This window comes from Alphaproteobacteria bacterium, assembly GCA_016699735.1.
Lineage (GTDB): Bacteria > Pseudomonadota > Alphaproteobacteria > Micavibrionales > Micavibrionaceae > JAGNKE01.
In genome coordinates, this window is record CP065008.1 from 89,260 (window position 1) to 115,750 (window position 26,491).

Here is a 26,491-nt window from a genome sequence, read left to right on the forward strand (position 1 = left end):
TTACGCAATTCCACATCATCGTCAAGCTCACGCAGGGGACTTAAGAGCGGCGGAAAGGGCGCGGACATGATCCAGAACCGCCTTCATCTCGGGACCATCGGATGTGATTTTACCTGATTTTTCGCTCAGGAGGGCAACTTTTTCAACAATAGAAGAACCCACGACCACCGCATCCCCCAGCGCCGACATTTCCTGCGCGTCCTGGGGTGTCTTGATCCCGAACCCGATCGCCAAAGGCAGGTTGGTCTGGGAACGGACGTTCTCCAGATGCCCGCGCACGGCCTCCAGATCAGCTTTCGCCGCTCCGGTAATCCCGGTAATCGACACGTAATAAAGAAACCCGGTCGCCCCGTCCGTGATTTTTTCAAGACGCTGCGAATCGCTTGTCGGAGCGATCAAACGGATCATATCGACGAACTGGTTCCCCACGGCTTCGCGCACCTGTTGATCTTCCTCCGGGGGCAGATCGACGATGATCACGCCGTCCACGCCGGAATCCGCGCAGTCCAGCGCAAACTTATCGACGCCGTATCGGTAAATAGGGTTTGCATATCCCATCAGCACCAGCGGAGTTTTTGCATTCTCTTTTCGAAACGAACGGACCAGTTCAAAAATTTTCGGCAACGTGGTTCCGGCGGCCAGAGCGCGTTGCCCCGATTTTTGAATCACGGGTCCGTCCGCCATCGGGTCGGAGAACGGCATCCCGATTTCGAGTATGTCCGCCCCGCATCCGGGCAAGGCCTTAAGGATCGCAAGACTGGTGTCCGGGTCGGGATCGCCGCCCATAACAAAGGTAATCAACCCCTTGCGCTTTTCCGCCTTCAGCGTGTCGAATGTTTGCGCCAGACGCCTCATGAATCCTGCCCGTTCAATCCGATATAAACCAGAACCTCATGGATTCCATCCTCAAAAAACCGCGGCCCGTAAAGCTCGAAATCGGTGCGGAACGCCCGCTCCAGATCGCTGGCCCACACCGCCTGCCACGTCTCGATCAGATTCTGCGGCTGCGCCCCCCGCGAACACAAAGAGGCATAATCCCCGCGCTCCACCTGCACTGTGTAAAGCCCGCCATGGGCGGAACCCGCAGCCTCATCGACCGCATAACCAAGCGTCAGGCGGTAGGGTTGCGTATGATCCCCCGCATAATCCGAATAAACCGCGTAAATCACATCGCTGGCCCGCTCGGGAATACGCTGTCCCAGCTGCCCGGTAAAGAAATCCTGCCACAGCGCATTGATATCATCCGCAGCCCGCCCCTGCGCGTTGCTGATCACGGCGCTGATTCCGCGCACCGTAAACGCCGGAAGATGTTCCAGTCCGGCTTTAAGCTCATAGCGCATCGCCTTCTCGGAACTCATATTTTGACCCCGAGTTTTTCGGCAACCGTAAAAATATCCTTATCGCCCCGCCCGCACAGATTCATGATGATATGCTGGTCGCTCGGAAGTGTTCCGGCGATTTTCGCAACGTGCGCGAACGCGTGGGCAGGCTCAAGAGCGGGAATAATTCCCTCCAGCTTCGCGCACAGTTGGAACGCCTCCAAGGCCTCCTGATCGGTCACCGAAACATATTCAACACGCTTATGATCGAAAAGCCAGGCGTGCTCCGGCCCGATTCCCGGATAATCAAGGCCCGCCGAAATCGAGTGCGCGTCCGTGATCTGCCCGTCCGTATCCTGCAGGAAATAACTGCTCATCCCGTGCAGGATGCCGGGCAGTCCGCCGCTCAGGCTGGCTGCGTGTTCGCCGCTCTCAATCCCGTGTCCGCCCGCCTCGACGCCGATCATCTTCACGCCGGAATCGTCAAGGAACGGATAGAAAAGTCCCAGCGCGTTCGAACCTCCGCCGATACACGCCACCAGAATATCCGGCAATCCGCCATAGCGGTCCTGGAATTGCTCACGCACCTCCTTGCCGATGATCGACTGGAAATCCCGCACCATCATGGGGTACGGGTGCGGCCCCGCCACCGTACCGATCAGGTAATAAGTCTCCTGCACATTCGAGACCCAGTCACGCAGCGCCTCGTTCATCGCATCCTTGAGCGTCCCCGTACCCGACGAAACCGAACGCACCTCCGCGCCCAGCAGTTTCATACGGAACACATTCGGCGCCTGACGCTGAATATCCGTCTCGCCCATGAAAATCGTGCAGGGTAGATCGAACAGAGCGCACACGGTCGCCGTCGCTACCCCATGCTGCCCCGCCCCGGTCTCGGCGATAATGCGCTTCTTGCCCATGCGCTGCGCCAGCAGTATCTGCCCGACGCAGTGATTGATCTTGTGCGCCCCGGTATGATTCAACTCGTCGCGCTTGAAGTAAATCTGCGCTCCGCCGAAATGCTTCGTGGCCTTTTCCGCATGATAGAGCGGCGAAGGCCGCCCGATATAATGCTTGGCGTATTTATCGAACTCGACCCAGAACTTGATATCGTCCCGCGCCTCCAGGTAGGCCTTCTCGACCTCAAGGATCAGCGGCATCAGCGTCTCGGCGACAAAGCGCCCGCCATAAGGCCCGAAATGCCCCCGCTCATCAGGAGCGCGGCGGAATGAGGCGGGGCGTTTGAGTTCGCTGGTCATGACGGCGGTTATAGCCTGTTTTAAAGGGCAAGGAAAATCTATTTTTCAGCAAGACGGAGGGTTTCGAAAAGAGAAATACGGGGTCACAGACTAATACAAGGATTTGATTTTATTGATAAATTCTTTGATTTTTACGGCATCCTTCACCCCGCGCACCGACTCGACACCCGACGAAACATCCACCGCATCGGGACGCAGAACGCCAAGCGCCTCCGAAATATTATCCACGTTAAGACCGCCCGAAAGCATCCACGGCTTGGAAAAACGCCGCCCCTCAAGCAACCGCCAATCGAAGGTTTTCCCTGTCCCGCCCGGCAAATTCGAATCGACGGGTTTCGCATCGAACAACAACCAGTCCGACACCGCCTCATAAGCGGCAACAAGGTTAAAATCGAGCGCAGGCGTCACAGGTAAAGCCTTGATAACAGGAAGATTGTAGATTTCGCCCACAACCCGCACCCGCTCCGGCGTCTCGGAACCGTGCAACTGAATCATATCAAGCGCAACACGCCCCAAAACCTCCTCAAGAGTCTGATCGGAAGGATCGACGAACAGCCCGACCGTCGAAACCTTTTTCGATACGCGATAACCTTTAACGATTGCGGCTAAATTTTTCGCCGCACCGGCATCGACATGGCGTGGCGAAGGCGGATAAAACACCAGCCCGATAAAATCCGCCCCGGCCTCCAAAGCCGCAGACAGCGTCTCCTCCTCACGCAGCCCGCAGATCTTGACGAGAGGCGCAGAACTCATCGCAAGCTGTTGAGGATATCGCGGGCCGCCTGATCGGGCCGCTCCGCGCCGGTGATCGGTCGGCCGATCGCCAGGTGACTCGCCCCGGCCTTGACGGCTTGATCGGGAGTCATGACCCGTTTCTGATCCCCCGCCGCCGCGCCTTCCGGCCGTATACCCGGCACCATAAGGATGAAGTCCGGCCCGCAAAGGGAACGCAGCCGCTTGATCTCATGCGCCGAACAGACGACCCCGTCCAGCCCCGCCTCCCGCGCCAGAAGCGCCAGCTGCTCCACCCGGTCGCTCAGCCCCGGCTTCAAACCGATCTGCGCGATATTATCCTCCTCAAGACTGGTCAGAACCGTCACGCCCAGAAGCTTGGTCTCCGGCGCGCAAACCGCCTTCGCCGCCCGCATCATCTCGATCCCGCCGCTGGCATGGACATTAAGATAAGCGGGCCGCACCCGCAGACACGCCGCCCGCACCGCCCCCGCAACGGTATTCGGAATATCATGATACTTGAGATCGAGGAACAACTGCGCCCCGCCGGATTCCTGCATGACGCGCAAAACCCCCTCCAGCCCGTTCGCGTTGAAAAACTCAAGCCCCAGCTTGATTCCCCCGGTGACAGGGCCGACCATGCGCGAAAGCGCGATGGCATGAGGCAGATCGGCGGTATCGAGGGCACAAAAAATCTCTGGTTTGCGAAGGTCCGGGGTGCGGGCCATGAAAATCTCCATAATTAAGGTGAAAAGCGCTAGGTCGCTCGGGTGGATAAAACCGGCAAAAGCTCATGCGTGGGCGAAACAGGTGCAGAAGCGGTCCTTGCCTCGGACACCTCCACCTTCTTTTTCAGGGTTTTGAGTTCCTTCCTCTGCTTTCGCCGCTCAGACCGCAAGCGCCCCATATTGAGCCACACGACGAACCCGCCGACAACAAATCCCGCAGCCATAAACCCCAAAGCGACGAGATAAACCGGAAGCGTAACCGAATCATCTCCGATAGGATTCCAATACACCGTAAGGTCATGACGGTTCAGAACGGCGAAAACCGCCGCCGTAAAGGTCACAGCAAACCCGAGGATCCAGCGGACGATAAACATATCAGCTCCCGTTGAGCTTTTCGCGCAGGGCTTTTCCCGTCTTGAAGAACGGCAGGCGCTTGGCATCCACCTCGACCGTCTCCCCGGTGCGCGGGTTGCGCCCGGTACGCGAGGCGCGTTCCTTGACCGAAAACGCCCCGAAACCACGCAGTTCCACGCGGTCGCCGCGGGCCAGCGCGTCGGTGATCTCGTTAAAAACCGTATCCACGATCTTCTCGATATCGCGCAGATACAGATGGGGGTTCATATCCGCCAGACGCTGAATGAGTTCAGATTTAGTCATAATCAAAAACCTCTGTCGCCAGCCGAAAAAAGCTGAGACTATTCTTTCTTCAATCACCGATAGATTGCCCCAAGAATCGGGGGGGCGTCAAGCAAAACCCATTGATAGAAAAGAGATTTTTATTCCTTCCTTGGCGCTAAGTGAAAAACGCAGGGATAAGCAAAATAAAAAAAAGCCGCAGAGCTGCGGCTTTTCTTGGATTCCTCAAAGACCCGAAGTGACTCACTCTTCTTCAGGGGTATCGGAAAATTTCTTGGCGGACGTCCGCGTCTTCTTCGGCTTGTCCTCGCCATCTTTGTCCTTGGCGGCTTTTTTCGAGGCCTTGCTGTCCTTCTCCTGAAGAGCCGCGCCCAGAATATCGCCCAGAGAAGCACCGCTTTCGGTCGAACCGTAATCCTTCATCGCCTGCTTGTCTTCGTCGATTTCGCGGGCTTTGATGGACAGAGTGACTTTACGGGCCTTGCCTTCGATGCTGATGACCTTGGCGTCAACCTTCTCGCCGACGGCGAAACGGTCGGGACGCTGCTCGGAACGCTCGCGGGACAGATCGGATTTCTTGATCGTTCCCGACATACCGTTGCCCAGAGTAACCTCGATCCCCTTGTCGTTGATCTCGGAAACCGTACAGGTAACAACGGACCCCTTCGCCAGACCTGTAACGGTCCCTTCGTAAGGATCGGCGGTCAGCTGCTTGATGCCAAGAGCCACGCGTTCCCGGTCGGGTTCCAGCTCAAGGATCTTCGCCTTGACCATATCGCCCTTCTTGTACGCCTTGAGCGCCTCGGCAGTGTTGTCTTCCCACGAAACGTCGGAAAGATGGACCATGCCGTCGATTTCGCTGGTCAGGCCGACAAACAGGCCGAATTCCGTTGTATTGCGGATTTCGCCCTCGATAATGTCCCCAACCTTGCTTTCGGCAGCATACTTCGTCCATGGATTCTCCTGGCACTGCTTGAGGCCAAGCGAAATCCGGCGCTTCTCGGGATCGACGTCCAGAACCGCGACTTCCACTTCCTGAGAGGTCGCAACGATTTTTCCGGGATGGATGTTTTTCTTCGTCCACGACATTTCCGAGACGTGAACAAGCCCTTCGATCCCCTCTTCCAGCTCGACGAACGCGCCGTAATCGGTGATGTTGCTGATCCGTCCCTTGAACCGAGCACCGACGGCGTACTTGTCCTTGACGCCTTGCCACGGATCGGATTCGAGTTGCTTGATCCCAAGCGAAATCCGCTGCGTTTCCTGATTGTAACGGATGACCTGCACCTTGACCGTCTGACCCAGTTGCAGAACCTCCGACGGGTGGTTCACGCGCTTCCAGGAAATGTCGGTAACGTGCAGAAGCCCGTCCACACCGCCCAGATCGACGAACGCGCCGTAATCGGTGATGTTCTTGACCACACCTTCCAGAATTTGTCCCTCGCTCAGGCTCTCCAGCAGATCGCTGCGGGCCGATTCGCGGGATTCCTCAAGAATGGCGCGGCGCGAAACCACGATATTCCCGCGGGCGCGGTCCATTTTAAGAATACGGAACGGCTGCGGCGTGTTCATCAGCGGGCTGACATCGCGCACGGGGCGGATATCCACTTGCGAACCGGGCAGGAACGCAACCGCGCCGCCCAGATCGACGATAAACCCGCCTTTAACGCGGCCATTGATAACGCCGGTAACGCGCTCGGCCTTCTCGCAGGCCTTCTCCAGCTCGATCCAGACTTCCTCGCGCCGGGCTTTTTCACGCGACAGGCTGGTCTGACCCTCATGCCCTTCGATACGCTCGACGAACACCTCGACGGTGTCCCCGACTTTGATTTCCGGGTCTTCGCCCGGACGGGCAAATTCCCGCAGGCTGACGCGGCCTTCGGATTTCAGGCCGACGTCAATAACGGCAACCCCATCCTCGACGGCGACGATCGTCCCGTTGACGACGCATCCTTCGAATTTAGTCTGTCCTCTCAGCGATTCAGTCAGAAGCGCTGCGAACTCCATGGATTCTTCATTGTCTTTAAGATTTGCGGCTTTATGCGCCATAGTTTTAGTCCTTTCAGATGTAAAGTCCCCGTCCTACGGCCCTGAATCTATGCCAGCGGCTCGTGAACGGAAGATTCTAGCGCAATATTATCGCTGTAACGGGGAAAAGCGGTCCGGCTTCAAAGACAGGAGCGGTTGAGAGTTTCCTCGACAACCTGCAGGGCTGTTTCCAGAACCGCCGCCGCCGAAAGTCCCGTCGTGTCAAGCACCACGGCATCGTCGGCAGGGCGGAGAGGGGCAGCCTTGCGCCCGGAATCACGCTCGTCGCGGTTACGCATATCCGCTAAAACGGCTTCATATTTAGCCTCTATGCCCTTGGATTGCAACTCTTTCCTGCGCCTTTCGGCCCGGATTTCGGTTTGGGCCGTAACGAACAGCTTCACATCCGCCTGCGGACAGATCACCGTGCCGATATCCCGCCCGTCCAGAACCGCGCCGCGAAAGCCTTTTCCGGGCTTTTCCGCGAACCCGCGCTGTATCGAAACCAGCGCCTCCCGCACCGAAGGAAACGCCGCCACAACCGAAGCCCCCTCGGCCACCGCCTCGCTCCGCAACAGGGGATTACTAAGAACACCAAGCCCCTGCGGCCCGCGCAACTCTTCCTGCAACCGCTCGCAACCGATCAGAGCCTCCAATTCCAGAGCGCAATCCCCGCCCGCCTGCAAAACCGCGAAGGCGACAGCCCGGTAGAGCGCCCCCGTATCCATATAGGCATAGTCCAGACGCTCGGCCAAAGCGCGGGCCAGCGTCCCCTTCCCGCTGGCCGCAGGACCGTCGATGGCAATCACGATATTTTTCCGGCCCCGTTTCATGGTGTGACAGATTACCAGCCTCCCCTATTTTTACAATTGCCAAGCCGCAACACTTGCGAAAGGATAGGGTATGAAAAAAATCTCCGCCCTTCTGCCGCTCCTCCTCCTCTGTGCCTGCGAACGCGGACAGGGCATCAGCCTCAAACCCTATGAGGAAACCTTTGGCACACCGCAGCAATTTCAGGTCTGCCACGGCTTTGGCTGTACGGAACGCACCAACATCACCCTCTCGGCCCCGGAATGGAATGCCGTGCTGCAACCCTTTTCTGTCCCTGCGAAAAATGCGGAGCAGGAACGCACGCAAATCGCGCAAACCATCGGCCGCATGGAAAAAATCGTGCAGCATAAAACCGGGATGAATACCGACGGGCCGGAGGCCACGACCTTCGAGCGCGATCAGGACCAGATGGACTGCATCGACGAGGCCGTGAACACCACCCGCACTCTGAAATTCATTGAAAGCACGGGCCTGCTGCAATGGAATCAGGTCGTGGACCCCGTGCACCGCGGCTATTTTGTCGATGCCATGTGGCCGCACAACAGCGGTGCTGTTAAGGACAAAGCCACGGGACAGAAATACGTCATCGACAGCTATTATTCCCCAACCGGACATCCAGCGCACATCATCCCGCTGGAAACATGGATCAATAACTGGAGTCCGAAGAGATCTGGGCGCCCAGATCGCTCATCAGATCAATAAAATTCGGAAAACTGGTGCGGATCGGCGCACAATCGTCAATGGCGACAGGGTCGGGCGTCACACACCCAAGAACAAGAAAACTCATCGCGATCCGGTGATCGAGCGCCGTCTCGACCGTCGCGCCCCCCCGAGGCGGTTTCCCCGTGCCGTGAATGGTCAGGCTGTCTTCGCCCATCTCCAGCTTGACCCCGCAAGCGTCCAAACCTTTGGCGATCATCAGCAAGCGGTCGCTCTCCTTGACTCTCAATTCCGCAAGCCCGGTCATCGTTGTTGTTCCCTCGGCGCAGGCCGCAGCAACCGCCAGAACCGGAAACTCATCGATCATGGAGGGCACCCGCGCCGCCGGAACGCTCACGCCCTTTAGCCTGTTTTTCCCTGTGGCGACGATGGTGGCAACACTCTCCCCCGACGCGGTCCGCACATGGTCGAACCTTATATCCGCGCCCATCTCCCGCAAGGTATCATAAAGCCCGGTCCGCCGGGGATTAACCAGCACATTGGAAAGACTGATCTCCGATCCCTCGGTAATCACCGCGGCCACGACCGGAAACGCCGCCGAACTCGGATCGCCCGGAACATCGACCGCGCAGGGCTTGAGCATCGCAATCCCGTCCACATGAATCGCCTGACTTCCTCCCTCCAGAATCTCGACCTTCACCGGAACCCCGAAATGCCGCAGCATATTCTCCGTATGATCCCGCGTCGGCTCCTTCTCGATCACAGTCGTCCGCCCCAGAGCGTTGAGTCCCGCCAGCAGGATCGCCGACTTGACCTGCGCCGAAGGCACCGGCAGCATATAGCTGATCGCCGCCGGACTCGCTGCGCCCCGAACGGTCAAAGGCAAACGGTCCCCCGTCCGCGCCAGGAATTTCGCGCCGATCTCCTCCAGAGGCGCCATCACCCTTCGCATCGGCCGCTTGACCAGCGAGGCATCGCCCGTAAATGTCGCAGCAAAATTATGTCCGGCCACCACACCCATCAGCAACCGCGTGGACGTTCCGCTATTGCCCATATCCAGAACGGCGGAAGGCTCGGACAAATTCCCCGGCCCGACGCCGTAAACCCGCCACAGCCCGTCCGTACCGTTGACGATCTTGACGCCCATATGCTGCAGGGCTTCGGCGGTATTGAGAACGTCCTCCCCTTCCAGCAATCCGCTGATGAGGGTCTCACCCTTGGCCATCGCTCCGAATATCAGAGAACGGTGGGAAATCGACTTATCCCCCGGCACACGCGCAGCCCCGCGAAGCGGGCCGGAGGTTTGGGAGGTGCAGCTGCGGGGAAATTCGGTTTTAGCCATGAAACGCGTCCGTCTTGAAAAGATGCGGGAAAAATAGCGCGTTACAAGCGCAGGAGCAATCTCTATTCGCCGAAACTCTCGAGTTTGCCGTTATAGGCTTTGATGAAATCGACCAGCTTGTCCTTGGGAACGGGGCGGCAGTAGCGGTAACCCTGCACCTCGTCGCACCCCTGCTTGATCAGGAACTCCTCGTGCGACTTCGTCTCCACCCCTTCCGCAATCACTTTCAGGTTCAGCGAATGCCCCAGATTGATGATCGTGCGGGTGATAGAGGCATTCTCAGCATCGTTCAGCGCATTGCGGATGAACGACTGGTCGATCTTCAAACGGTCGATCGGGAACTGCGAAAGATAGGAAAGCGAGGAATACCCCGTGCCAAAATCGTCAATAGCCAGCTCGACGCCCAGCGCGTGCAGGCTCTGCAACACCTGAACCGTATGCCTTATATCGTGCATGAACACGCTTTCCGTGACCTCAAGCTCCAGATTTTGCGGGCTGAACGCCGACTCCTCCAGCAAACGGCTCACAAACCCGACCAGATCAGACTGCGTAAACTGGTTCCCCGAAACGTTGACCGCGAACCGGATCTCCATCCCGTGATCCTTCTTAAGACTCTTGGCCACATCGATCGTATGCCGCATCACCCACTCGCCGATCGGGACGATCAGGCCGGACTGCTCGGCCACAGGAATAAAGCTGGCGGGAGAAATGAACGCACCGCCCTCCTTGCTGCCATCCGGCTTCCACCAGCGCAGCAGAGCTTCCGCCCCGATGATCTTTCCGGTCTTGAGGTCAAGCTGCGGCTGATAATAAAGCTGCAACTGCTCGTGTTCCAAAGCATCCCGCAAATCGCGCAACAACTGGAACCGTTCCTGCACCGCCTTGTCGAAATCCTCGGAATATTCTTTCGCCCGGTCGCGCCCCTCCTCCTTGGAACGGTTGAGCGCAATATCCGCGTTCTTCAGGACGACATCCGGCTCGACGCCGTCATCGGGATAGGTCGCCACACCGACCGAGGCCCGCACCTGGAACTCCTCGTTGAAAACCTTGAACGGCTCGCTGCGGATCACGCCGATAATCCGCTCCGCCATCTCCTTGGATGTGGCCGAACCGTGGCGCAAGGGCAGCATCAGCGCGAACTCATCCTCTCCGGTCCGTGAAACCATCGCCGACTCCGGCAAAGAGGACCGCAGCCTTTTGCCCACGGACCGCAAAATCGCGTCGCCGACATTATGCCCCATCGAATCGTTGATATCCTTGAAATGGTCCAGATCGACCGTGATGACCGCGAACCGCTCCACCTCATCGTCATAGGTGACGCGGGCGTGTTCCGCCAGCTTCTGGATGAACAACGCCCGGTTGGGCAATCCTGTGAGACTGTCATAATAAGCCAGCTTATGGATTTTATCCTCGGCCGTGCTCTTGATATGAACGATATTTTCGGCGTTCTGATGAATCAGCTTCTGCGTCAGCTCAATCGTTGCACCGATTTCGTCAACGGTGCCATAGGGCGATTGTTGGATATCGGGCGACTCGGGATTCTTAAACGCCGCCACCAGATTGGCCCGCATGAACAGGATCGGCTCGATCAGCCATTTCCCCAAAGCCACCATCAGGATCACCGTCACCAGAAGCGACAACAGAACCATAAACCCGATATTCTGCAGGATAAATAAAAGAACCTCTTCCTTCACCAGCGAGGCATCCAGCTTCGCCACAATAATATAGGCGCTCTGCAGGTCGGTGCCCTTGAAGATCATCTCGTAGATCACCCCGTCGGGGCTTCTGTAGACTTTATCCAGATCGCCGAAAGTCGCCACCAGACTCGGTTTGCTTCCGTATGAGGCGATAAACTCATAATTATAGGAATAGACATCCAGCCCCAGAACAGGGGAGGTTTTCAAAAGCCGCTCGACGTGCTTGGCCTCGAACGGGGCATTGGATGCATCGCGGTGTTCGGAATTGATGATCGAGGCTACCGCCGTCTGGACTTGGCGGGAGAGGACATCCAGCCTCTCTTTTTCATAAGAGCCAATAACCCCGAGATTGAGAACGGTGGTCTGCACGAACAGGATCGCCATGAACACGGTCGCCGCAATCCGCCAGCTCACCCGGCTGCTCCAGATTTTAGCCGACGAAAACGACCGCAGACCCGCACCCGGATGCACAGAAACAGGCCGATCGGAAGCAATCATTTGCTCCCGTTTCAAAGCGCGTTTGGCAAGTGTCTCAGCGATGGAAGGCATACCCTGTCCAGTAAGTTGAAATATTCAGCAAAACCCTCACAAAAAAAGGGCTAAAACGCAGAACCCCTGATGTACAGCGTATTGTATCCGCCCAATACTTAAGAAGAGGTTGAAAAAAGCCAAAATTTCAGCACCCGCTGATAAAAAAGTCAGGAAATGAAACGGTTTTACGGAAACAGGTTGTTGGAAATCCTTAAATTTCAGGGATTTTTTTCGTGAGGATCAGCTTTTTTGTCCCGTCGATAATCGTGCAGGCAAAAATCCGGTGCTCTTGCCCCTCGGCAAGCTTGAGCTTTTTTCGAAGCGCCTCCACTGTCCCCGGAAAATTCCGCAGGACCAGTTCCGCCGACAAGACCACACCCGTTCCTGCCCCTACGCTCCGAACCTCAAGAATTTCATAAACCTTGCCCGGAAAATCCGGTCTCAGCGTATCGGACGTATAAAGATGTGTATGGACATGAAGTTTTCTCAGCCCGAACCGCACAGACAGCAACCCGAACGCCCCGCTTTTGAGGAAAGCCGGGCCGGGTTCGTACACGTACCGTTCCGGCATCCCGAAAGAGGGCGCAGCCTCTCGCTCCTCCGCGGCAAGAAATGAAAAATCCCTGACAACTTGCCCCGCATCGCCGATCTCAACCGCATGAATCTGCGGGTTAACCCCGCCCCGCTCTGTCTCCAATAGATAAAGCACCTCCTTGCACTCGCCGTCCGACTCCACGATATGCACGGCGGCAACGCATCCCAAGTCCTGAACCGCCCGCCCGATATCCAGAACCGGTGAGCTTTTCAGAAAAACAGGCGAAGTTTCCCGTTTCAAGAAGGGCAGCAGCCTCAAAACATCCGGCGAACAATCCTCGAACCGGTAAAGCCCCTTCTTCCCGCCCGCCCGCCGCTGCGGATCGAGGAAAACCGCGTCAAAAGAGCGCATCTCCCGCGCATGATCCGCCGCATCGGCGCAAATAACCCGGAAATCGGCCCGCAAAAGCCCTTTCTCCTTCAAAATTGCGAAATTGTGAGCAAGGATTTCAGCCGTCTGCGGGTCGTTCTCGACGCAAACAACCTCCTGAAAACACGACGAAAAGGCGAAAGCATCGATTCCCGCCCCGGCGGTCAGATCAACCATCCGCCCCCTGCCCACCAAAGAAGCCTTATAAAGCGCGCACGGCCAGGACGACGCCTGCTCCATCAGGTCGGCCGACGGGAAAACGATCCCCCCAATCGGCAGCCACTGCGGGATTTTCCGCGCCGCCTTCTGCCGCGCCTTGATTTGATCGAGAATGAGCCGCATCAGCCAGTCGGCCTGCGGCGGTTTCTTGAGAGCCAGGGCCGTGACGTCATCCTGCTGATGGGAAACGATAAAATCCCGGACCTCCGGCTCCAGCAACGCCCGCCAGCCGCCCATATCATCCTGCGAAGGTCAGCGTTTCACGGAACCGCACGGGCCGTCCGGCGGTCTGTATAAGCTCATCCTCGCACATCACCACCTGCCCGTGAATGAGGGTCAGGATCGGCCAGCCCGTGACCTTCATCCCGTCATAGGGGGTCCAGCCGCAGCGCGTCTGCTGCTGCGCGTTCGTAATCACCATTTTTTTCTTGAGATCGACGATCGTGAAATCCGCATCGTACCCCTTGGCAATCCGCCCTTTCCCGGCAATCTGGTGCACCCGCTGCGGCCCATAGCAGACCAGATCGACGAACCGCTCCAGCGAAAGACTGCCCTTATGGACGTGATCGAGCATGATCGGCACCAGCGTCTGCACCCCCGGCGTCCCGCTCGGGCTGGCCGGATAAACCTTGCCTTTCTCCTCCAGCGTATGCGGCGCATGGTCGGAGCCCAGAATATCCACAGTCCCGTCGCGGATTCCCTGCCACAGGGCGCGGCGGTGATGAGCCTCCCGGATCGGCGGGTTTTGCTGCGCCTGGGTGCCAAGCTGCAGATAGCAGTCCGGCGCGGCGAATGTGAGATGATTGGGCAAAACTTCAACGGTGGCGATATCCCGGTGCTGCGCCAGAATCGCCATCTCCTCCGCCGTGCTGACGTGCAGGATATGCACCCGCCGCCCCGTCTTCCGCGCCAGCCGCAACAACCGCGTCGTCGCCAAAACACAGGACTCCACCGAGCGCCAGATAGGGTGCATCGCCGGATCGGTGCTGTTACCGAGAATATTTTTCTTGTTCTCGATCATCATCGCCTCATCCTCGGCATGGACGGCCACAACCCGCCGCCCGTTCCGCAGAACGGCCTCGACCTCTTCGTCCGTAGCGGCCAGAAGGTCGCCCGTGGACGACCCCATGAAGATTTTAACCCCGCACACCCCCGGCAAATTCTCCCATTCCGGCAGATTTTGTGAATTCGCCGCCGTTCCGCCGAAATAAAACGCGTAATTTGTCCACGGCGTCCGCCCAGCGCTCTCCATCTTCCCGGCAAGCGCCTCCGGCGTGGTCGTCAGCGGATTCGTATTCGGCATCTCGAAAATAGAGGTCACACCCCCCATCGCCGCCGCTTTCATGCCCGTTTCCAGATTTTCCTTATGCTCGGCCCCGGGTTCGCGGAAATGCACCTGCGTGTCAATCACCCCGGGCAGAATATGCAGCCCCCCGCAATCGATGATTTTATCCGCTGACGAAGGAGTAAATGTCCCGATATCGGCGATTTTTCCATCCCGGATCAGCACATCGGCCGGATGCGTGCCCTCGGGAAGAACGACAGTGCCATTGATGAGCAGAAGATCGGCGTGTTCGGTCATGATTCCGGCTCCTTCGGAGAAAGCGATAAATCAATACGATCCGGCTGGAAAAGAGGAAAAAAGCCGGAAAATTTAATCTTTGAGCAAGTCAAGGAAGCGCCGCTGAACCAGCTCATCCGTCTTGAAGATTCCCGAAAACATCGTCGTCACCGTCGTCGAATGGGCCTTGTTGACCCCCCGGATCGACATGCATTGATGGTTCGCCCGGATCATGACCGCTGCCCCCTTGGGCTTGAGCGTCCGGTCGATGACCTCGACAATATTCCGTGTCATGTTTTCCTGCGAGATCAGCCGTTTGGCATAAACATCCACAATCCGCGCCAGCTTGCTGATCCCCACCACCTTCTCGGTCGGCCAGTAGGCGACATGCGCCTCGCCGATGATCGGCACCATATGATGCTCGCAATGAGAGGTGAAATTGATATCCCGAACGATCACGAGATCGTCAAACCCCTGAATATCCTCGAAAGTCTTGGAAAGCTCCGCCGCCGCATCCTTGGCATAACCGCAGAAAAACTCCTGATAGGCCTCGACCACGCGCAACGGCGTCTCGCGCAGCCCTTCCCGGGCCGGATCGTCCCCCGCCCAGCGGATCAGGGTCTCGACGGCGCGCATCGCCTCGTCTTTGGTAGGCTTCTTATCCTGCGCCATTTTTCGCTTCCGGCTGATATTTTCGACGCTCATTTTCGGGCCTTCTAAAAAATTAGGTTGGTCTTACAGTATCTTTGGCGTATTTTCCACTAAAAAAGAACGAAGGACCGCGATTTTCATGCCCGCTTTAAAGCTTTACAATTCCCTGACCCGCGAAAAGCAGGATTTCAAGCCCCTGAACCCGGATCATGTGCGGCTTTATGCCTGCGGCCCCACGGTCTACAACTTCGCCCATATCGGCAATGCCCGCATGGCCGTGGTCTTCGACCTGCTCACAAACCTGCTCCGCACCCTCTACCCGAAGGTCACCTACGCCTCCAATATCACCGATATCGACGACAAAATCATCGCCGCCGCAAAGGAGTCCGGCCAACCCTGCGAGGAAATCACCTGCAAATACGCCGATATCTACAACCGCGATATGGCTGCTTTGGGCGTAAAAGCCCCGGATATTCAGCCCCGCGCCACGCAGCACATCCCGCAGATGATCGCCTTGATCGAAACCCTGATCGCCAAGGGCCACGCCTACGAGGGGCAGGGCCATGTGCTGTTCAACGTCCCCTCCTTCCCCGCTTACGGCGGCCTTTCGGGCCGCAGCCGTGACGACCAGATCGCCGGAGCGCGGGTGGAAATCGCCCCCTACAAAAAAGACCCCGCCGACTTCGTGCTCTGGAAGCCCAGCACCCCCGACCAGCCCGGCTGGGACTCACCCTGGGGCAGGGGCCGCCCCGGCTGGCATATCGAATGCTCGGCAATGGCGCAGGAGCATCTCGGCCTGCCCTTCGACATCCACGGCGGCGGCGCGGACCTGAAATTCCCCCACCACGAAAACGAAATCGCCCAGAGCTGCTGCGCGGAAGGGCAATTAACCGACCTCTCCGCCTTTGCCAAATTTTGGGTGCACAACGGATTCGTAACCGTGAACACCCAAAAAATGGCGAAATCCGAAGGCAACACAAGACTGGTAAACGATTTGCTGCAACTTTACGACGGCGAAACCCTGCGCCTCGCCCTGCTCTCCGCGCAATACAGCCAGCCTTTGGACTGGACGGAAAATTTGCTGCAGCAAACACAGGCCGTTCTCACCCGCCTCTACCAGTCCCTGCGCGAACTCTCCGATATAACGCCCGAAAAAGACTCCGACCAGCACGATAATCCCGTCCTCGAAGCCCTCTGCGACGATCTCAACACGCCCAAGGCCATCGCCAGCCTCAATCACCTCGCCCGCAAGGCCGCCCAAACCAAGGCGCCCTTTGATAAAACCGCCTTGCTCTTCGCGGCAAACCTTCTGGGAATTCTGCAAGAGGATGCGGACGCCTGGCTCGGCTACGGTCAGAAATCATCAGGCATCGACGCCGCAAAAATCGAAGATTTGCTGCAGCAAAGACAAGACGCGCGCAAAACGAAAAACTTCGCCCGCGCCGATGAAATCCGTGCGGAACTGACCGAAATGGGCATCGCCATCGAGGATACCCCCGCCGGCACCGTCTGGAAAAAAATATAGCCCTTGGCAGTTGAAAAAACCGCCGCGCCGCATAAGATAAAACAGGAGAACAAAAACATGGCCCGACAACCCAAAGCCCCGCCCCCGGAAACCATCTTCGTCCCGTCCGATACCGATGGAATCTCCTGCGATGGCGGCGGCGGCCCCCTCGGCCACCCGAAAGTCTGGTATACCTTCGAACAGGGCAACGAGGCCGAATGCGGCTACTGCGACCGCCTCTTCATCCGCAAATCTGCCTGAAAAGCTACTCTTTGATCGGCATCCCCGCGAAAGCGGGGATCCATAAATCTCCATCTGCATTTCCTTGTATGTCGGCCCCCCTTTCCTGTATGATGACATTGGCAGATGCTGCGGTAGTGGATTTGCCAAAGACTCGCTCATTGGAGGAGATAACTTGAAATGACACGCCTGACCCTCTTCGACAGCCCCCTCTTCCTCGGCTTCGACCAGTTCGAAAAGACCGTCGATCGCCTGAGAAAGGCCGGAGCGGACGGCTATCCCCCTTATAACATTGAACAAATCGGCGAAAACGGCCTGCGGATTACCCTCGCGGTCGCCGGATTCTCCATCGACGACCTCGATGTCGAGATCGAAAACAACCAATTGACGATTCGCGGCCAGAAACCCGAAGACGAATCAAGGGTTTACCTTTATCGCGGCATCGCCGCCCGCCGCTTCCAGCGCAGCTTCGTCCTCGCCGACGGCATAGAGGTCCACGACGCCGATCTCGACAACGGCCTGCTCCACATCAATCTGGTGCGAATCCAGCCCGAACCGACCGCTCAGAAAGTTCCCATCAAGGGCGCAAAAAAGTCTGGCCGAAAGGTGAAAGCCATAGACCTCGACGCCACAGATATGGAAGAATAAGGAAAGCGGGAGAAAGCAAATGATCGACAACACCACGGACAATCCGGTCGCCACGCTGCTGAAGAATATGTCATCGCAGGATTTCCGCGACCTTGGCCTCCAGCACATCGCCTATATCCGGCCATTCGAGGAGCAGCAGGGCACCCTCTATGCCGTGTGCGCCGCCGATGGCCGACGCCTCTCGGTGATGAAATCCTTCGAGGAGGCGGTGATGGTCTCCCTCTCCAACAAACTGGAACCCGTGACCGTTCACTGAAGACGGGACGTCACGCCGCCGAAAGCCTCTGCTCCGGCCGCATCAGCAACAGCCGCACCGCGTCCGGGTCTTTTGCCATACGCAACGATTCACAAAGAATGTCATCGCGCAGCAAACGCGACACGCCGGAAATTTTCTGCAGATGCACCGGCCCGTCCTTGAGCGGCGACAAAAGGGCGGCAACCAGATCGACCCCCCGCCCGTCCGGCGCCCGGAAATCCACGGAATGATCGAGCACGGCCAGCGCAAGCAGCGGCCGGACCACGCGGATGGACTGCAGGTCAACAATCGCCACCCCGCGCCCGATCGCCGAACGTTGCCGCTTCTCCTTGTAGATGAAAAGCCGCGCCAGCACGGCCGGATCGAGGCCGGAAACCCCCGCCAGCGATCCGGCGATTTCACGCAGCGATTTCCTCTGCGTTTGCGCTTTAAGATCGGTCAGGACAAGATCGAACGTCAGGTCTTTAAGCATCACGGAGCCTTTCATCGCGCCTTCAAGTCGCGTTCTGATTACCACGCCGCAAAGGCAAAAGGCCAGAAAAATAAGCGCAGGAAGACAACATAATTGCATATAAAAAAACACGCCATAACAATTATTTATATACTTTTCATATTTCTAGTCGCCGCGTATTGTTTTATGGAATTTTATGTTCTTGTTTGTGCACAAAAAAATCCCCGCGCCTGACGGGGATTTCAAAAAACCAGAAAGCCTGCTTCTACTGCGGATCGACCCAGCCCACATTCCCGTCATTCCGCAGATAGACCATATTCAGCCGGTTGCTGCTGGCATTGCGGAACAAGAGCGCGTTGCGGTCCGCCAGCTCCATCCGCATCACGGCATCGGAAACCGACAACGTCTCGATATCGGTGGAAATCTCCGCAACGACGACCGGATCGTCGCCTTGCGGTACGCCGTCATCCGGTGTCTCTTCATTGTCCTGCTCGGGCGTTTCCAACCCGCCATTCACAGCCAGCGTATAATACCGCGCCTTCATCATTTCCTCTTCCGGCGTTTTGTTGCGCCGCGCATGGTGGTCGCGCAACTGCCGCTTGTAGCGCCGCAAACGTTTGGCAGCCTTTTCCGAGGCCGAATCAAACGCCAGATAAGGGTCGTTTTCCGTAGCTTCTGTGATCACCATGATATTCTTGGAAACACGCATCGAGATATGCACCCGGAAAAGCCCGCTCCCGTGCCCCTCGCGGGAAAACGTCACGGTCGCGTCGGTCGCATGGTTGAAATACTTCTGGTCGATATCCGCCAGCTTGTCGGTAACATGCGTACGCAGCGCATCGCCGATATCAATTTGTTTGCCTTGAACGGTCATTTCCATGGGGAGTTACCTCGCTCGTTGGGGTGTGGAGAGGGTTTTTAGCAGCACGGCCCCGCACACATCAAGGCGGTTTCGTGTCTGCCGGGGAAAAATTCTTCTGGACGCACGAACCGGAAAAGCCTCTGAAAGACCGCACGGTTCGAAGACGTCATCGGGAATGAACATACTTTAAAAATAGCACAAACCACAGCGTTGATAAAAATATTTATTCGTGTTTATGGGCCATTCGGGCCTTTTTGACCCGCCGGCGCTGCACCGATGACCCGATTCCCATCGCCTCACGGTATTTGGCGACCGTCCGCCGCGCCAGATCGATCCCTTCTTTCTTCAAAAGGGCGACGACCGCATCGTCCGACAACACATCCTCCGCCAGTTCCTGGTCAATCATCGTCTTGATCCGCGCCTTCACCGCCTCGGCGGAATGCACACTGCCATCCTCGGAGGTCAAAGCCGTGGTAAAGAAATATTTCAGTTCGAACAGCCCCCGCGGCGTACCGATATATTTATTCGTCGTCACCCGCGAAACAGTGCTCTCGTGCATACTGATCTTCTCGGCCACGTCGCGCAGCGTCAGAGGCCGCAAAAACTCGATCCCGTAATTGAAAAACGCGTCCTGCTCCTCGACGATCACGCTGGCCACCTTCAAAATCGTCTGCGCCCGCTGGTCCAGCGCCCGCACCAGCCAGTTCGCCGAAGCCATCTGGTTGCTCAGATACTCCTTGTCCTTCTTGCTGCCCGCCGCCTGCGAAACCTGAGCGTAGTACTCCTGATTGATCAGCACCCGCGGCAAGGTCTCATGGTTCAGCTCCACGCGCCATCCGCCCCCAATGTGTTTAGGCAACCGCCGCATCAGCACATCGGGAATCGCCGTCTGCACCACCAGATTCTCGAACAATGAGGCCGGCTTGGGGTTCAGCGCCTTGACCTCCTCCACCATATCCATCAGATAGGCCGAATTCACCCCGCAGATTTTGCCCAGCGCCGCCATGTCGTGATTGGCCAGCAGATGCAGATTCTCCAGAAGCACCTGCATCGGCGCATCCATCTTCCCCTGTTCCTCAAGCTGCAGCGCAAGACACTCCTGAAGATCGGCGGCGAAAACCCCCGTCGGGTCAAACTGTTTCATCTGCGTCAGAAGCCGCTCGACCCGCTCCAGCGAACAACCCAGCCGCTCCGCAAGCTCCGCATGGCCCTCGCGCAGATACCCGCTTTCATCGATGCGGTCGATCAAAAGCGCCCCGATCATCCGGTCGCGGTTATCCCCGAACGTGACGTGCAACTGGTCCGACAGATGCTCACGCAGACTCTTCTGGACCGACATCCGGTCCTCGAAACTGTAATCCGTATCCTCGAACTTGGTGTTGCCCCCGGCCCCCGCCATGCTCAGCCCCGACCCCGGATCATACTCCATCGCCGCGGATTCTTCATATCCGGTATACCCGTCGGACTCCTCGGAGGGTTCCGCCTTCGCCTCCGGCCCTTGATAGGCTTCATCCTCTACGGTCGGTGTTTCCGGCGCACTCTCCGCCATCTCCAGCAGCGGATTCTTCTCCATCTCCTGCTCAAGAAATTCGTTGAGTTCAATATTATTCAACTGCAACAGCTTGATCGCCTGCTGCAACTGCGGCGTCATCACAAGCTGTTGGGAATGCCGGAGATCAAGCTTCTGGGATAACGAAGTCATAAGCCCATTTTACCACATTAATAAATTAGCAGAAGAAACTAATTGCTCCCCCTTCAAAAGTTAATGCAAGTTCGATGCCGGAAAAAGTGCCCCCTAATATAAGAGTCAAAACAACAGCTTAGGATCAAGACACAGGCCGTATAAAGCCTGTATTTTCAGGCCTTTGGAAAGTTGTGGGCCGACCCTAGAAATACCATTCATATTCCAGAATGGCCTTGACGGTGCCGTCCGGTGCATCGTCGGACACGCCGACCAGATACCCGACATCATACTTGAAATATCCTATTTTTCCATAAGCAACCGGACCGATTCGGTGATCCTGCTCATCGAACCCCTCGCCCTCGCCGATTCCCCCGAAATTGCTGTGAATCTCGATCCCCGGCTCGAAAGACTCATGGTAGCGGTAGCGGCTGCTCCATGCCAGACCCAGCTCCGTCTCATCGCCCGAATCCTCGCCGACCTCCCGCTCAAGGATGATATTGGCCAGATGACTCAGTTTGCCCGTGTCCTTGGCCAGCAGCAGCTTGCCCTCCACCTTGTCCGCCCCGCCCTGCAGGTTCTTCTCGAATTCCAGAAACACCCCCGCATCGGCCCAGTATTCGCCCTGTTCGGTGAGCTGGATTTTGGTCTCCAGAGCCAGCGCGGTGAATTCGGCATCATCCGAATCCCCGTCCTTCTCCACCTCGCCCTCAATCTCAACTTGCACCCATTCCGTGACGCCATAAGCCACGGCGGCCTTCTGCTGCCATGCCCCGTCCTGCCCCTCGTCATCGTCGTCATGCGTCACCCCGCCCTTCCACTCGACCTCAAGCTCCCCCTGCGTGACATAGGGGTTTCGGACTTTCTTGGTCGCATGAGCCGAACCCGCCCCGGCCAGAGCCGTGACACTGCAAAGAACCGCAAAAAGGGAAGCCTGAGAGAAAGAAAAAGGACGCAACATGAAGCGAAGACTCCTAATTAATAATGATAACGATTCTCACTTGAGAATGACTATCACTTAACCAAAGAATCGCCCGCCGTCAACACTGCATTTGAAAAAAAATTCACAGCCAGAGCTACAAACTAAACCCCTCGCCCAGATAAACCCGCCGCACATCCTCATTGCCGACAATATCGTCCGGCGTGCCTTCCATCAAAACCCGCCCGTCATGCAGGATATAGGCGCGGTCCACGATCCCCAGGCAATCCCGCACATTATGGTCGGTAATCAGAACGCCGATCCCCCGCGTTTTTAGCTGCGAAATCAGGTTACGGATTTCCCCGACCGCGATCGGGTCGATCCCGGCCAGCGGCTCGTCCAGAAGAATAAAATTCGGTCGCGCCGCCAGCGCCCGCGCAATCTCCACCCGCCGCCGCTCCCCGCCTGAAAGCGCCAGCGCCGGGGTGCGCCGCAAATGCTCCACCCCGAACTCGGCGAGCAAATCCTCCAGCAGCAACTCCTGATCCTCGGCCGACAGGGGCTGCGATTCCACCACCACCCGGATATTATCCTCAACGCTCAAACCGCGGAATATCGAGGATTCCTGCGGCAGGTACCCGACGCCGAGCCGCGCCCGGCGGTACATCGGCAAATTCGTGATCGCCTGCCCGTCCAGCAAGATCGCCCCGCCGTTCGGCTGGATCAGCCCGGTGATAATATGAAAACACGTTGTCTTCCCCGCCCCGTTCGGGCCGAGCAGCGCCACCGCCTCCCCCCGCTCAATCGACAGGCTGACATCCCGCAAGACAGGCCGCTTCTTGTACGATTTCGACAAATGCTGCGCCATCAGGCCGCGCGGAACGGCCTGCAGCTTGGGCTTTCTTTTGATCGTCGCTGTGTTTGTCATAACGATATTCTTATATCCATTCTACCGCGAAAACGCCAGTTTTACACCTAATCCGATCATCAGCCCGCCGCACGTCCGCTCGACCCAATGCACGATCCCTAGAAACCGCTCCTTGATCCGCCGGTCCGTCAGAACCACCGCAACCCCGGAAAACCACGCAATTTCAATAACAACCGAGGTTAACCCGTAAAGCGCCATGACCGAAAGCGGCGTCCCCGGCCCGATGAATTGGGTGAACACGGCGGTAAAGAACACCACCGCCTTGGGATTGAGAAGGTTCGTCAAAAACCCGACGGACAGCGCCTTGCGGCCGGAGATCATTTCCCTGGCCTGCGGAACGTCGGGAATCGCATCGCCGGATGCCTCCCTGTCCCTGCGCTTGGTCAATAAAATCGCCTTGCCCCCGATAGTAATCAGGTAAGCCGCCCCCGCATAGCGGATGACATCGAACACAAACGTATAATGCTGCAGCAAAACCGCCAGACCGCACAAAACCACCAGCACATGCACAGCAACCCCCAGACCCAGCCCGAACGCGGTAAAAATCCCCGTCCGGCGGTCATAGGCCATGGCGTTGCGGACCGCCACGACAAAGGCCGGACCCGGCGAAATCGTAGCTGCACCCTGCACCGACGCCATCAACAGCCATTTCAGAAAAAATTCCATAAAGAATGAGTCCCGTAAAAAACCAAACTATCACAACGCCCGCAACTATTCAGGCTTTTTCTCCGAGCCGGGGAAAAACACCGCCTTCACCCGGCCCGTCCCCTCGCCCCCGAACATCGAACTGACATTCGTGTTCAGATCCACCTGCGCCCGGTCGCCCTCCAGCGTGTTCGGCCCGCGCACGATCTTGACGTTGCCTTTGACCTCCGCCGTATTTGTCTCGGCCTTGTAGATCCCGTAATCCCCGGTCAGCACTTCCGTCGGCGTCGTGATTTTCACATTCCCCTGAGCTTCCAACGTCTTGAGAACCCGCTTTCCTTCTTTATTTTGCACAAAAACCGCCGAAAGCGTATCCGCCTCGATCCGGTCCTCGCCCTGCACGGCTACGGCCCGCCCGATGGCCTTGAGCCGCCCCTCATTCGCCCAGTATTCGAAACGCTCCCGCGCCGTAACGGTATGCTGCGCGGTGACCAGCTTCAGCCCCTTCCCCGTCATCGTCGCCAGCCCTTTATTGAGGTCATAGACCGCCCGCTCACCGTAAGCCTTGCTCTGCGCGGATTCGATAACGACCCCGCCCTCGGCCTCAATCTGCTGAATGCTCATATCCTCGTCTTTGGTTTCCGTATAATGCGCCGTCAGCAACGCGGAAGTGAGAACCGTCGCCCCCTGCTGCGCCCGCACATTCTTCTTGGCGCGGAAGAATTTCTCGTTGCGGTGCCATTCAAGGCTCCCGTCGGCGGTGATCTCCAGCTTCTCGCCCTTCTTGACGGGATTTTGCTGCGCGTAGACAGCAGGCGCACAAAAAAGCATCAACAAAAAAGCAAACCGCACAATCCTCATTCAAGCCCCTCCAGCCCCTGATCGAGCGTCAGCGTAGCTGGTCCCGTAAACAACAGCGTCCCCTTCTCGTTATCCGCCCTCAATCCCTTGGCAGAGATCGAAACATCCGGCCCCGTGGCCGTCACATCCACATCCGACCACGCCAGCTTGGCCTTGAGGTCGAAATGCGTCTCCTCGCTTTTCAATGTATAACCCCGATCATGCGTGATATCGACCGCCCCGTTCAGGTAAAACCGTTCCGTATCCCGCCGATAAGCGCCCGTCCGCGAAGTCACGCGCACCTTCGCCCCGTTCTCCATCCGCATCTCCCCGACCGGCTGTTCCATCATGATCAGGTTTTCGTTCTTCTCCCCCATCACCGCACGCAAAGCACTGATTTTATAGGGATTGTTCTTTTTATCCGCGCTTTCGAAATGCGGATTCGTCAACTCATTCTTGGCAACATTCTGCCCCTTGAGCATCTCCTTGTCCTGCTTGACGGGAATGATCGCCTCCTCATCACCCGCAGGCCACAGGAACAAAACCATCACGATCCCCGCCGCCAGCAACGGCAGAACCAGCCGCAGCGTCCGCACGAACTTCGTATAGCTTTCACTATAAACCTCCGCGGAGACCTCCCGGCGGCTCAGACGCTCGCGCCGTTGTGCGTCGCTCTGGGGAGAAAAATTTGCCGGCCTGTCGATGTCCCCTGTCACGGCACGAGCCTCACGCGATCCCGGCCTGCAGACAATCCTGCAAACGGATAATACCGCATAAACGCTCGCCATCCATCACCACAAGGGTCGTCAGATACCGCCCCTTCTTCTTGGTCATGAGATCGAGCGCCTCTACAGCCAGCGCATCCGGGGAAATGGATTTGGGATTTTTCGTCATAATCTCCGTGACGGACCTCTGCAGCAGGTCCGGTGCCATATGCCGCTTCAGATCCCCGTCCGTAACAAGACCAAGAAGCCCGCCCGCATCGTTCACGACCAGCGCCACGCCGAGATTTTTCTCCGTCAGCACGATCAGCGTCCGGTCCATCAGGCTCTCCGGCGGCACCAGCGGCAGATCGGCCCCCGAAACCATCAACTCCGAAACCTTCATCAGCCTCTGCCCCAGCTTTCCGCCCGGATGAAAGACTTTATATTGTTCGGGCGTCAGCCCCATCCGCTCCAAAAGCGCGACAGCCAAGGCATCGCCCAGCGCGATCATCATGGTCGTAGAGGTCGTGGGCGCCAGCCCGTTCGGGCACGCTTCGGGCACTTTCGGGTAAATCAGCTTGATATCCGCATACTTCGCCAGCGTACTGTCGGGGTTGCCCGTCAGGGCAATCAGCGTAATATCGAAACGTTTCGAATAATGGATAAGGTCGCTCAGCTCAACATTCTCCCCGGAATTGGAGAGCATCAAAACCACATCCTTGGGCGTAATCATCCCCATATCGCCGTGACTCGCCTCGCCCGGATGAACGTAATAGGCGGGCGTCCCGGTCGAAGCCAGAGTGGCCGCAATCTTCCGCGCCACATGGCCGCTCTTGCCGATCCCCGCGACGATCAGACGCCCCGAACCGCGCGCGGCAGTTTTCATGGCATGAATGGCGGAAACCGCATCGGCAAAATTCTGATCGATACTGCGCGCAAGCTGCGCCAAAGCGTCCGACTCAGCGGTCAGGACACGAACCGCATGGCTGATATCTGTTTCGCTCTGTGGCTTCAAGTTAGTGCTCGAAAATATCGGTTTGCGCCCATCCGGCCAGATCAAGCGCCGCCCGTGCAGGCAGGAAGTCAAAGCACTTCCGCGCCAGTTCCGCCCGCCCCTCGCGTTTGAGCTTGATCTCCAGCTGCGCCCGCAGCTTGTGCAGATAATAAACATCGCTGGCCGCATAGCTGAGTTGTTCGCTCGTCAGCTCCGCCGCCCCCCAGTCCGAGGATTGCTGCTGCTTGCTGATCTCGACGCCCAGCAGATCGCGGCAAACCCCGCGCAGACTGTGATCGTCCGTATAGGTCCGCGCCAGCTTCGAGGCGATTTTGGTGCAATACAAACTCGCGCAATCCACGCCCAGATGATGCCTGAGTGTCGCAATATCAAACCGCGCAAAATGAAAAATCTTCACAACTTTAGGATTGGCCATGAGGGCCGACAAATTCGGCGCGTTGTAACTCTTCCCCGAAAACTGCACCAGATGCGCCGTCCCGTCCCCGGCCGAAAGCTGAACCAGGCACAAACGGTCGCGCAGGGGGTTTAGCCCCATCGTCTCGGTGTCCACGGCCACAGCTTCGCCGAAACTCAGCCCGCTGGGAAGATCCTCTTTATGCAATGTGATGCTCAAATCCGGCTCATTGGTTTTATGTTAATA

General features: G+C 57.5%; 29 protein-coding genes. 5 read left to right on the top strand and 24 right to left on the bottom strand.

All coding sequences use genetic code 11. The features are described from left to right. Positions 1–27 precede the first annotated feature (27 nt). The 9 genes from IPN28_00435 to IPN28_00475 form a co-directional block, all read right to left on the bottom strand. The gene (locus IPN28_00435; GenBank protein ID QQS57322.1) at positions 28–855 is read right to left on the bottom strand and encodes a tryptophan synthase subunit alpha; all 828 of its coding nucleotides are present in this window, start codon (positions 853–855) and stop codon (positions 28–30) included. Then, positions 852–1,358, bottom strand: a complete 507-nt coding sequence (locus IPN28_00440) for an effector binding domain-containing protein (protein ID QQS57323.1) — start codon at positions 1,356–1,358, stop codon at positions 852–854. The genes IPN28_00435 and IPN28_00440 overlap by 4 nt, the downstream gene beginning before the upstream one ends. Continuing rightward, entirely contained in the window at positions 1,355–2,578 is a 1,224-nt protein-coding gene (trpB, locus tag IPN28_00445; GenBank protein ID QQS57324.1) for a tryptophan synthase subunit beta, read from the bottom strand. The genes IPN28_00440 and trpB overlap by 4 nt, the downstream gene beginning before the upstream one ends. 90 nt (positions 2,579–2,668) lie before the next feature. Continuing rightward, a complete protein-coding gene (locus IPN28_00450) occupies positions 2,669–3,331 on the bottom strand; it encodes a phosphoribosylanthranilate isomerase (protein ID QQS57325.1) in 663 nt (220 codons plus the stop codon). Further along, a complete protein-coding gene (pyrF, locus tag IPN28_00455) occupies positions 3,328–4,038 on the bottom strand; it encodes an orotidine-5'-phosphate decarboxylase (protein QQS57326.1) in 711 nt (236 codons plus the stop codon). The genes IPN28_00450 and pyrF overlap by 4 nt, the downstream gene beginning before the upstream one ends. Before the next feature lie 29 nt (positions 4,039–4,067). Continuing rightward, positions 4,068–4,412: a LapA family protein gene (locus tag IPN28_00460; GenBank protein QQS57327.1), complete on the bottom strand. Its 345-nt coding sequence runs from the start codon at positions 4,410–4,412 to the stop codon at positions 4,068–4,070. 1 nt (position 4,413) lies between these two features. Further along, positions 4,414–4,695: an integration host factor subunit beta gene (ihfB, locus tag IPN28_00465; protein ID QQS57328.1), complete on the bottom strand. Its 282-nt coding sequence runs from the start codon at positions 4,693–4,695 to the stop codon at positions 4,414–4,416. 222 nt (positions 4,696–4,917) lie between these two features. Beyond that, complete coding sequence (gene rpsA / locus IPN28_00470; GenBank protein QQS57329.1) at positions 4,918–6,723, bottom strand: 30S ribosomal protein S1; 1,806 nt, start codon at positions 6,721–6,723, stop codon at positions 4,918–4,920. A 119-nt stretch (positions 6,724–6,842) separates the two neighbouring features. Then, positions 6,843–7,514 (bottom strand): (d)CMP kinase, encoded by a 672-nt coding sequence (locus IPN28_00475; GenBank protein ID QQS58499.1) that lies wholly within the window; start codon positions 7,512–7,514, stop codon positions 6,843–6,845. A 91-nt stretch (positions 7,515–7,605) separates the two neighbouring features. On the opposite strand from IPN28_00475, the gene IPN28_00480 reads away from it, so the two are divergent. After that, a complete protein-coding gene (locus IPN28_00480) occupies positions 7,606–8,235 on the top strand; it encodes a hypothetical protein (GenBank protein QQS57330.1) in 630 nt (209 codons plus the stop codon). Here the strand turns inward: IPN28_00480 and aroA are convergent. The 5 genes from aroA to folE all read right to left on the bottom strand — a co-directional run bounded on the left by aroA (position 8,180) and on the right by folE (position 15,212). Then, positions 8,180–9,535, bottom strand: coding sequence for a 3-phosphoshikimate 1-carboxyvinyltransferase (aroA, locus tag IPN28_00485; protein QQS57331.1), 1,356 nt, complete (start codon positions 9,533–9,535; stop codon positions 8,180–8,182). The two genes, IPN28_00480 and aroA, sit on opposite strands and share 56 nt — an antisense overlap. A gap of 62 nt (positions 9,536–9,597) precedes the next feature. Beyond that, complete coding sequence (locus tag IPN28_00490; GenBank protein ID QQS57332.1) at positions 9,598–11,781, bottom strand: EAL domain-containing protein; 2,184 nt, start codon at positions 11,779–11,781, stop codon at positions 9,598–9,600. A 193-nt stretch (positions 11,782–11,974) separates the two neighbouring features. Next, on the bottom strand, positions 11,975–13,183 hold the full coding sequence (locus tag IPN28_00495) for an RsmD family RNA methyltransferase (protein QQS57333.1): 1,209 nt from the start codon (positions 13,181–13,183) through the stop codon (positions 11,975–11,977). A gap of 1 nt (position 13,184) precedes the next feature. Beyond that, positions 13,185–14,528, bottom strand: coding sequence for a dihydroorotase (locus IPN28_00500; GenBank protein ID QQS57334.1), 1,344 nt, complete (start codon positions 14,526–14,528; stop codon positions 13,185–13,187). A gap of 72 nt (positions 14,529–14,600) precedes the next feature. Next, positions 14,601–15,212 (bottom strand): GTP cyclohydrolase I FolE, encoded by a 612-nt coding sequence (folE, locus tag IPN28_00505; GenBank protein ID QQS57335.1) that lies wholly within the window; start codon positions 15,210–15,212, stop codon positions 14,601–14,603. 85 nt (positions 15,213–15,297) lie between these two features. Between folE and IPN28_00510 the strand changes: the two genes are divergently transcribed. The 4 genes from IPN28_00510 to IPN28_00525 all read left to right on the top strand — a co-directional run bounded on the left by IPN28_00510 (position 15,298) and on the right by IPN28_00525 (position 17,806). Beyond that, positions 15,298–16,683, top strand: a complete 1,386-nt coding sequence (locus IPN28_00510; protein ID QQS57336.1) for a cysteine--tRNA ligase — start codon at positions 15,298–15,300, stop codon at positions 16,681–16,683. Between the two features lie 57 nt (positions 16,684–16,740). After that, entirely contained in the window at positions 16,741–16,923 is a 183-nt protein-coding gene (locus IPN28_00515) for a zinc-finger domain-containing protein (GenBank protein QQS57337.1), read from the top strand. A 159-nt stretch (positions 16,924–17,082) separates the two neighbouring features. Further along, complete coding sequence (locus tag IPN28_00520) at positions 17,083–17,550, top strand: Hsp20 family protein (protein ID QQS57338.1); 468 nt, start codon at positions 17,083–17,085, stop codon at positions 17,548–17,550. A gap of 19 nt (positions 17,551–17,569) precedes the next feature. After that, the gene (locus tag IPN28_00525) at positions 17,570–17,806 is read left to right on the top strand and encodes a DUF1150 family protein (protein ID QQS57339.1); all 237 of its coding nucleotides are present in this window, start codon (positions 17,570–17,572) and stop codon (positions 17,804–17,806) included. A 10-nt stretch (positions 17,807–17,816) separates the two neighbouring features. Here IPN28_00525 and IPN28_00530 read toward each other — a convergent pair whose 3' ends face one another. From IPN28_00530 to IPN28_00575, 10 genes are all read right to left on the bottom strand, one after another. Next, a complete protein-coding gene (locus IPN28_00530) occupies positions 17,817–18,323 on the bottom strand; it encodes a PTS sugar transporter subunit IIA (GenBank protein QQS57340.1) in 507 nt (168 codons plus the stop codon). 199 nt (positions 18,324–18,522) lie between these two features. Then, complete coding sequence (gene raiA, locus IPN28_00535; GenBank protein QQS57341.1) at positions 18,523–19,137, bottom strand: ribosome-associated translation inhibitor RaiA; 615 nt, start codon at positions 19,135–19,137, stop codon at positions 18,523–18,525. Between the two features lie 205 nt (positions 19,138–19,342). After that, entirely contained in the window at positions 19,343–20,821 is a 1,479-nt protein-coding gene (gene rpoN / locus IPN28_00540) for an RNA polymerase factor sigma-54 (protein QQS57342.1), read from the bottom strand. A 184-nt stretch (positions 20,822–21,005) separates the two neighbouring features. Beyond that, positions 21,006–21,761, bottom strand: a complete 756-nt coding sequence (locus IPN28_00545) for a hypothetical protein (protein ID QQS57343.1) — start codon at positions 21,759–21,761, stop codon at positions 21,006–21,008. Between the two features lie 115 nt (positions 21,762–21,876). After that, positions 21,877–22,647, bottom strand: a complete 771-nt coding sequence (gene lptB / locus IPN28_00550; protein QQS57344.1) for an LPS export ABC transporter ATP-binding protein — start codon at positions 22,645–22,647, stop codon at positions 21,877–21,879. Between the two features lie 21 nt (positions 22,648–22,668). Continuing rightward, positions 22,669–23,313: a LysE family translocator gene (locus IPN28_00555; protein ID QQS57345.1), complete on the bottom strand. Its 645-nt coding sequence runs from the start codon at positions 23,311–23,313 to the stop codon at positions 22,669–22,671. Between the two features lie 45 nt (positions 23,314–23,358). Then, a complete protein-coding gene (locus IPN28_00560) occupies positions 23,359–24,153 on the bottom strand; it encodes an ostA-like family protein (protein QQS57346.1) in 795 nt (264 codons plus the stop codon). Next, entirely contained in the window at positions 24,150–24,848 is a 699-nt protein-coding gene (gene lptC, locus IPN28_00565; GenBank protein ID QQS57347.1) for an LPS export ABC transporter periplasmic protein LptC, read from the bottom strand. The genes IPN28_00560 and lptC overlap by 4 nt, the downstream gene beginning before the upstream one ends. A gap of 10 nt (positions 24,849–24,858) precedes the next feature. Then, the gene (locus tag IPN28_00570; protein QQS57348.1) at positions 24,859–25,851 is read right to left on the bottom strand and encodes a KpsF/GutQ family sugar-phosphate isomerase; all 993 of its coding nucleotides are present in this window, start codon (positions 25,849–25,851) and stop codon (positions 24,859–24,861) included. A gap of 1 nt (position 25,852) precedes the next feature. After that, positions 25,853–26,464 carry a ribonuclease D gene (locus tag IPN28_00575; protein ID QQS57349.1) on the bottom strand — a complete coding sequence of 204 codons (612 nt, stop codon included), beginning with the start codon at positions 26,462–26,464 and terminating at the stop codon, positions 25,853–25,855. Positions 26,465–26,491 lie beyond the last annotated feature (27 nt).

Bases quoted from the DNA above. Each gene is read 5' to 3' on its own strand.
- IPN28_00435 (QQS57322.1), bottom strand. From the start codon at position 855: ATGAGGCGTCTGGCGCAAACATTCGACACGCTGAAGGCGGAAAAGCGC.
- IPN28_00440 (QQS57323.1), bottom strand. From the start codon at position 1,358: ATGAGTTCCGAGAAGGCGATGCGCTATGAGCTTAAAGCCGGACTGGAA.
- trpB (QQS57324.1), bottom strand. From the start codon at position 2,578: ATGACCAGCGAACTCAAACGCCCCGCCTCATTCCGCCGCGCTCCTGAT.
- IPN28_00450 (QQS57325.1), bottom strand. From the start codon at position 3,331: ATGAGTTCTGCGCCTCTCGTCAAGATCTGCGGGCTGCGTGAGGAGGAG.
- pyrF (QQS57326.1), bottom strand. From the start codon at position 4,038: ATGGCCCGCACCCCGGACCTTCGCAAACCAGAGATTTTTTGTGCCCTC.
- IPN28_00460 (QQS57327.1), bottom strand. From the start codon at position 4,412: ATGTTTATCGTCCGCTGGATCCTCGGGTTTGCTGTGACCTTTACGGCG.
- ihfB (QQS57328.1), bottom strand. From the start codon at position 4,695: ATGACTAAATCTGAACTCATTCAGCGTCTGGCGGATATGAACCCCCAT.
- rpsA (QQS57329.1), bottom strand. From the start codon at position 6,723: ATGGCGCATAAAGCCGCAAATCTTAAAGACAATGAAGAATCCATGGAG.
- IPN28_00480 (QQS57330.1), top strand. From the start codon at position 7,606: ATGAAAAAAATCTCCGCCCTTCTGCCGCTCCTCCTCCTCTGTGCCTGC.
- aroA (QQS57331.1), bottom strand. From the start codon at position 9,535: ATGGCTAAAACCGAATTTCCCCGCAGCTGCACCTCCCAAACCTCCGGC.
- IPN28_00490 (QQS57332.1), bottom strand. From the start codon at position 11,781: ATGCCTTCCATCGCTGAGACACTTGCCAAACGCGCTTTGAAACGGGAG.
- IPN28_00495 (QQS57333.1), bottom strand. From the start codon at position 13,183: ATGGGCGGCTGGCGGGCGTTGCTGGAGCCGGAGGTCCGGGATTTTATC.
- IPN28_00500 (QQS57334.1), bottom strand. From the start codon at position 14,528: ATGACCGAACACGCCGATCTTCTGCTCATCAATGGCACTGTCGTTCTT.
- folE (QQS57335.1), bottom strand. From the start codon at position 15,212: ATGAGCGTCGAAAATATCAGCCGGAAGCGAAAAATGGCGCAGGATAAG.
- IPN28_00510 (QQS57336.1), top strand. From the start codon at position 15,298: ATGCCCGCTTTAAAGCTTTACAATTCCCTGACCCGCGAAAAGCAGGAT.
- IPN28_00515 (QQS57337.1), top strand. From the start codon at position 16,741: ATGGCCCGACAACCCAAAGCCCCGCCCCCGGAAACCATCTTCGTCCCG.
- IPN28_00520 (QQS57338.1), top strand. From the start codon at position 17,083: ATGACACGCCTGACCCTCTTCGACAGCCCCCTCTTCCTCGGCTTCGAC.
- IPN28_00525 (QQS57339.1), top strand. From the start codon at position 17,570: ATGATCGACAACACCACGGACAATCCGGTCGCCACGCTGCTGAAGAAT.
- raiA (QQS57341.1), bottom strand. From the start codon at position 19,137: ATGGAAATGACCGTTCAAGGCAAACAAATTGATATCGGCGATGCGCTG.
- rpoN (QQS57342.1), bottom strand. From the start codon at position 20,821: ATGACTTCGTTATCCCAGAAGCTTGATCTCCGGCATTCCCAACAGCTT.
- IPN28_00545 (QQS57343.1), bottom strand. From the start codon at position 21,761: ATGTTGCGTCCTTTTTCTTTCTCTCAGGCTTCCCTTTTTGCGGTTCTT.
- lptB (QQS57344.1), bottom strand. From the start codon at position 22,647: ATGACAAACACAGCGACGATCAAAAGAAAGCCCAAGCTGCAGGCCGTT.
- IPN28_00555 (QQS57345.1), bottom strand. From the start codon at position 23,313: ATGGAATTTTTTCTGAAATGGCTGTTGATGGCGTCGGTGCAGGGTGCA.
- IPN28_00560 (QQS57346.1), bottom strand. From the start codon at position 24,153: ATGAGGATTGTGCGGTTTGCTTTTTTGTTGATGCTTTTTTGTGCGCCT.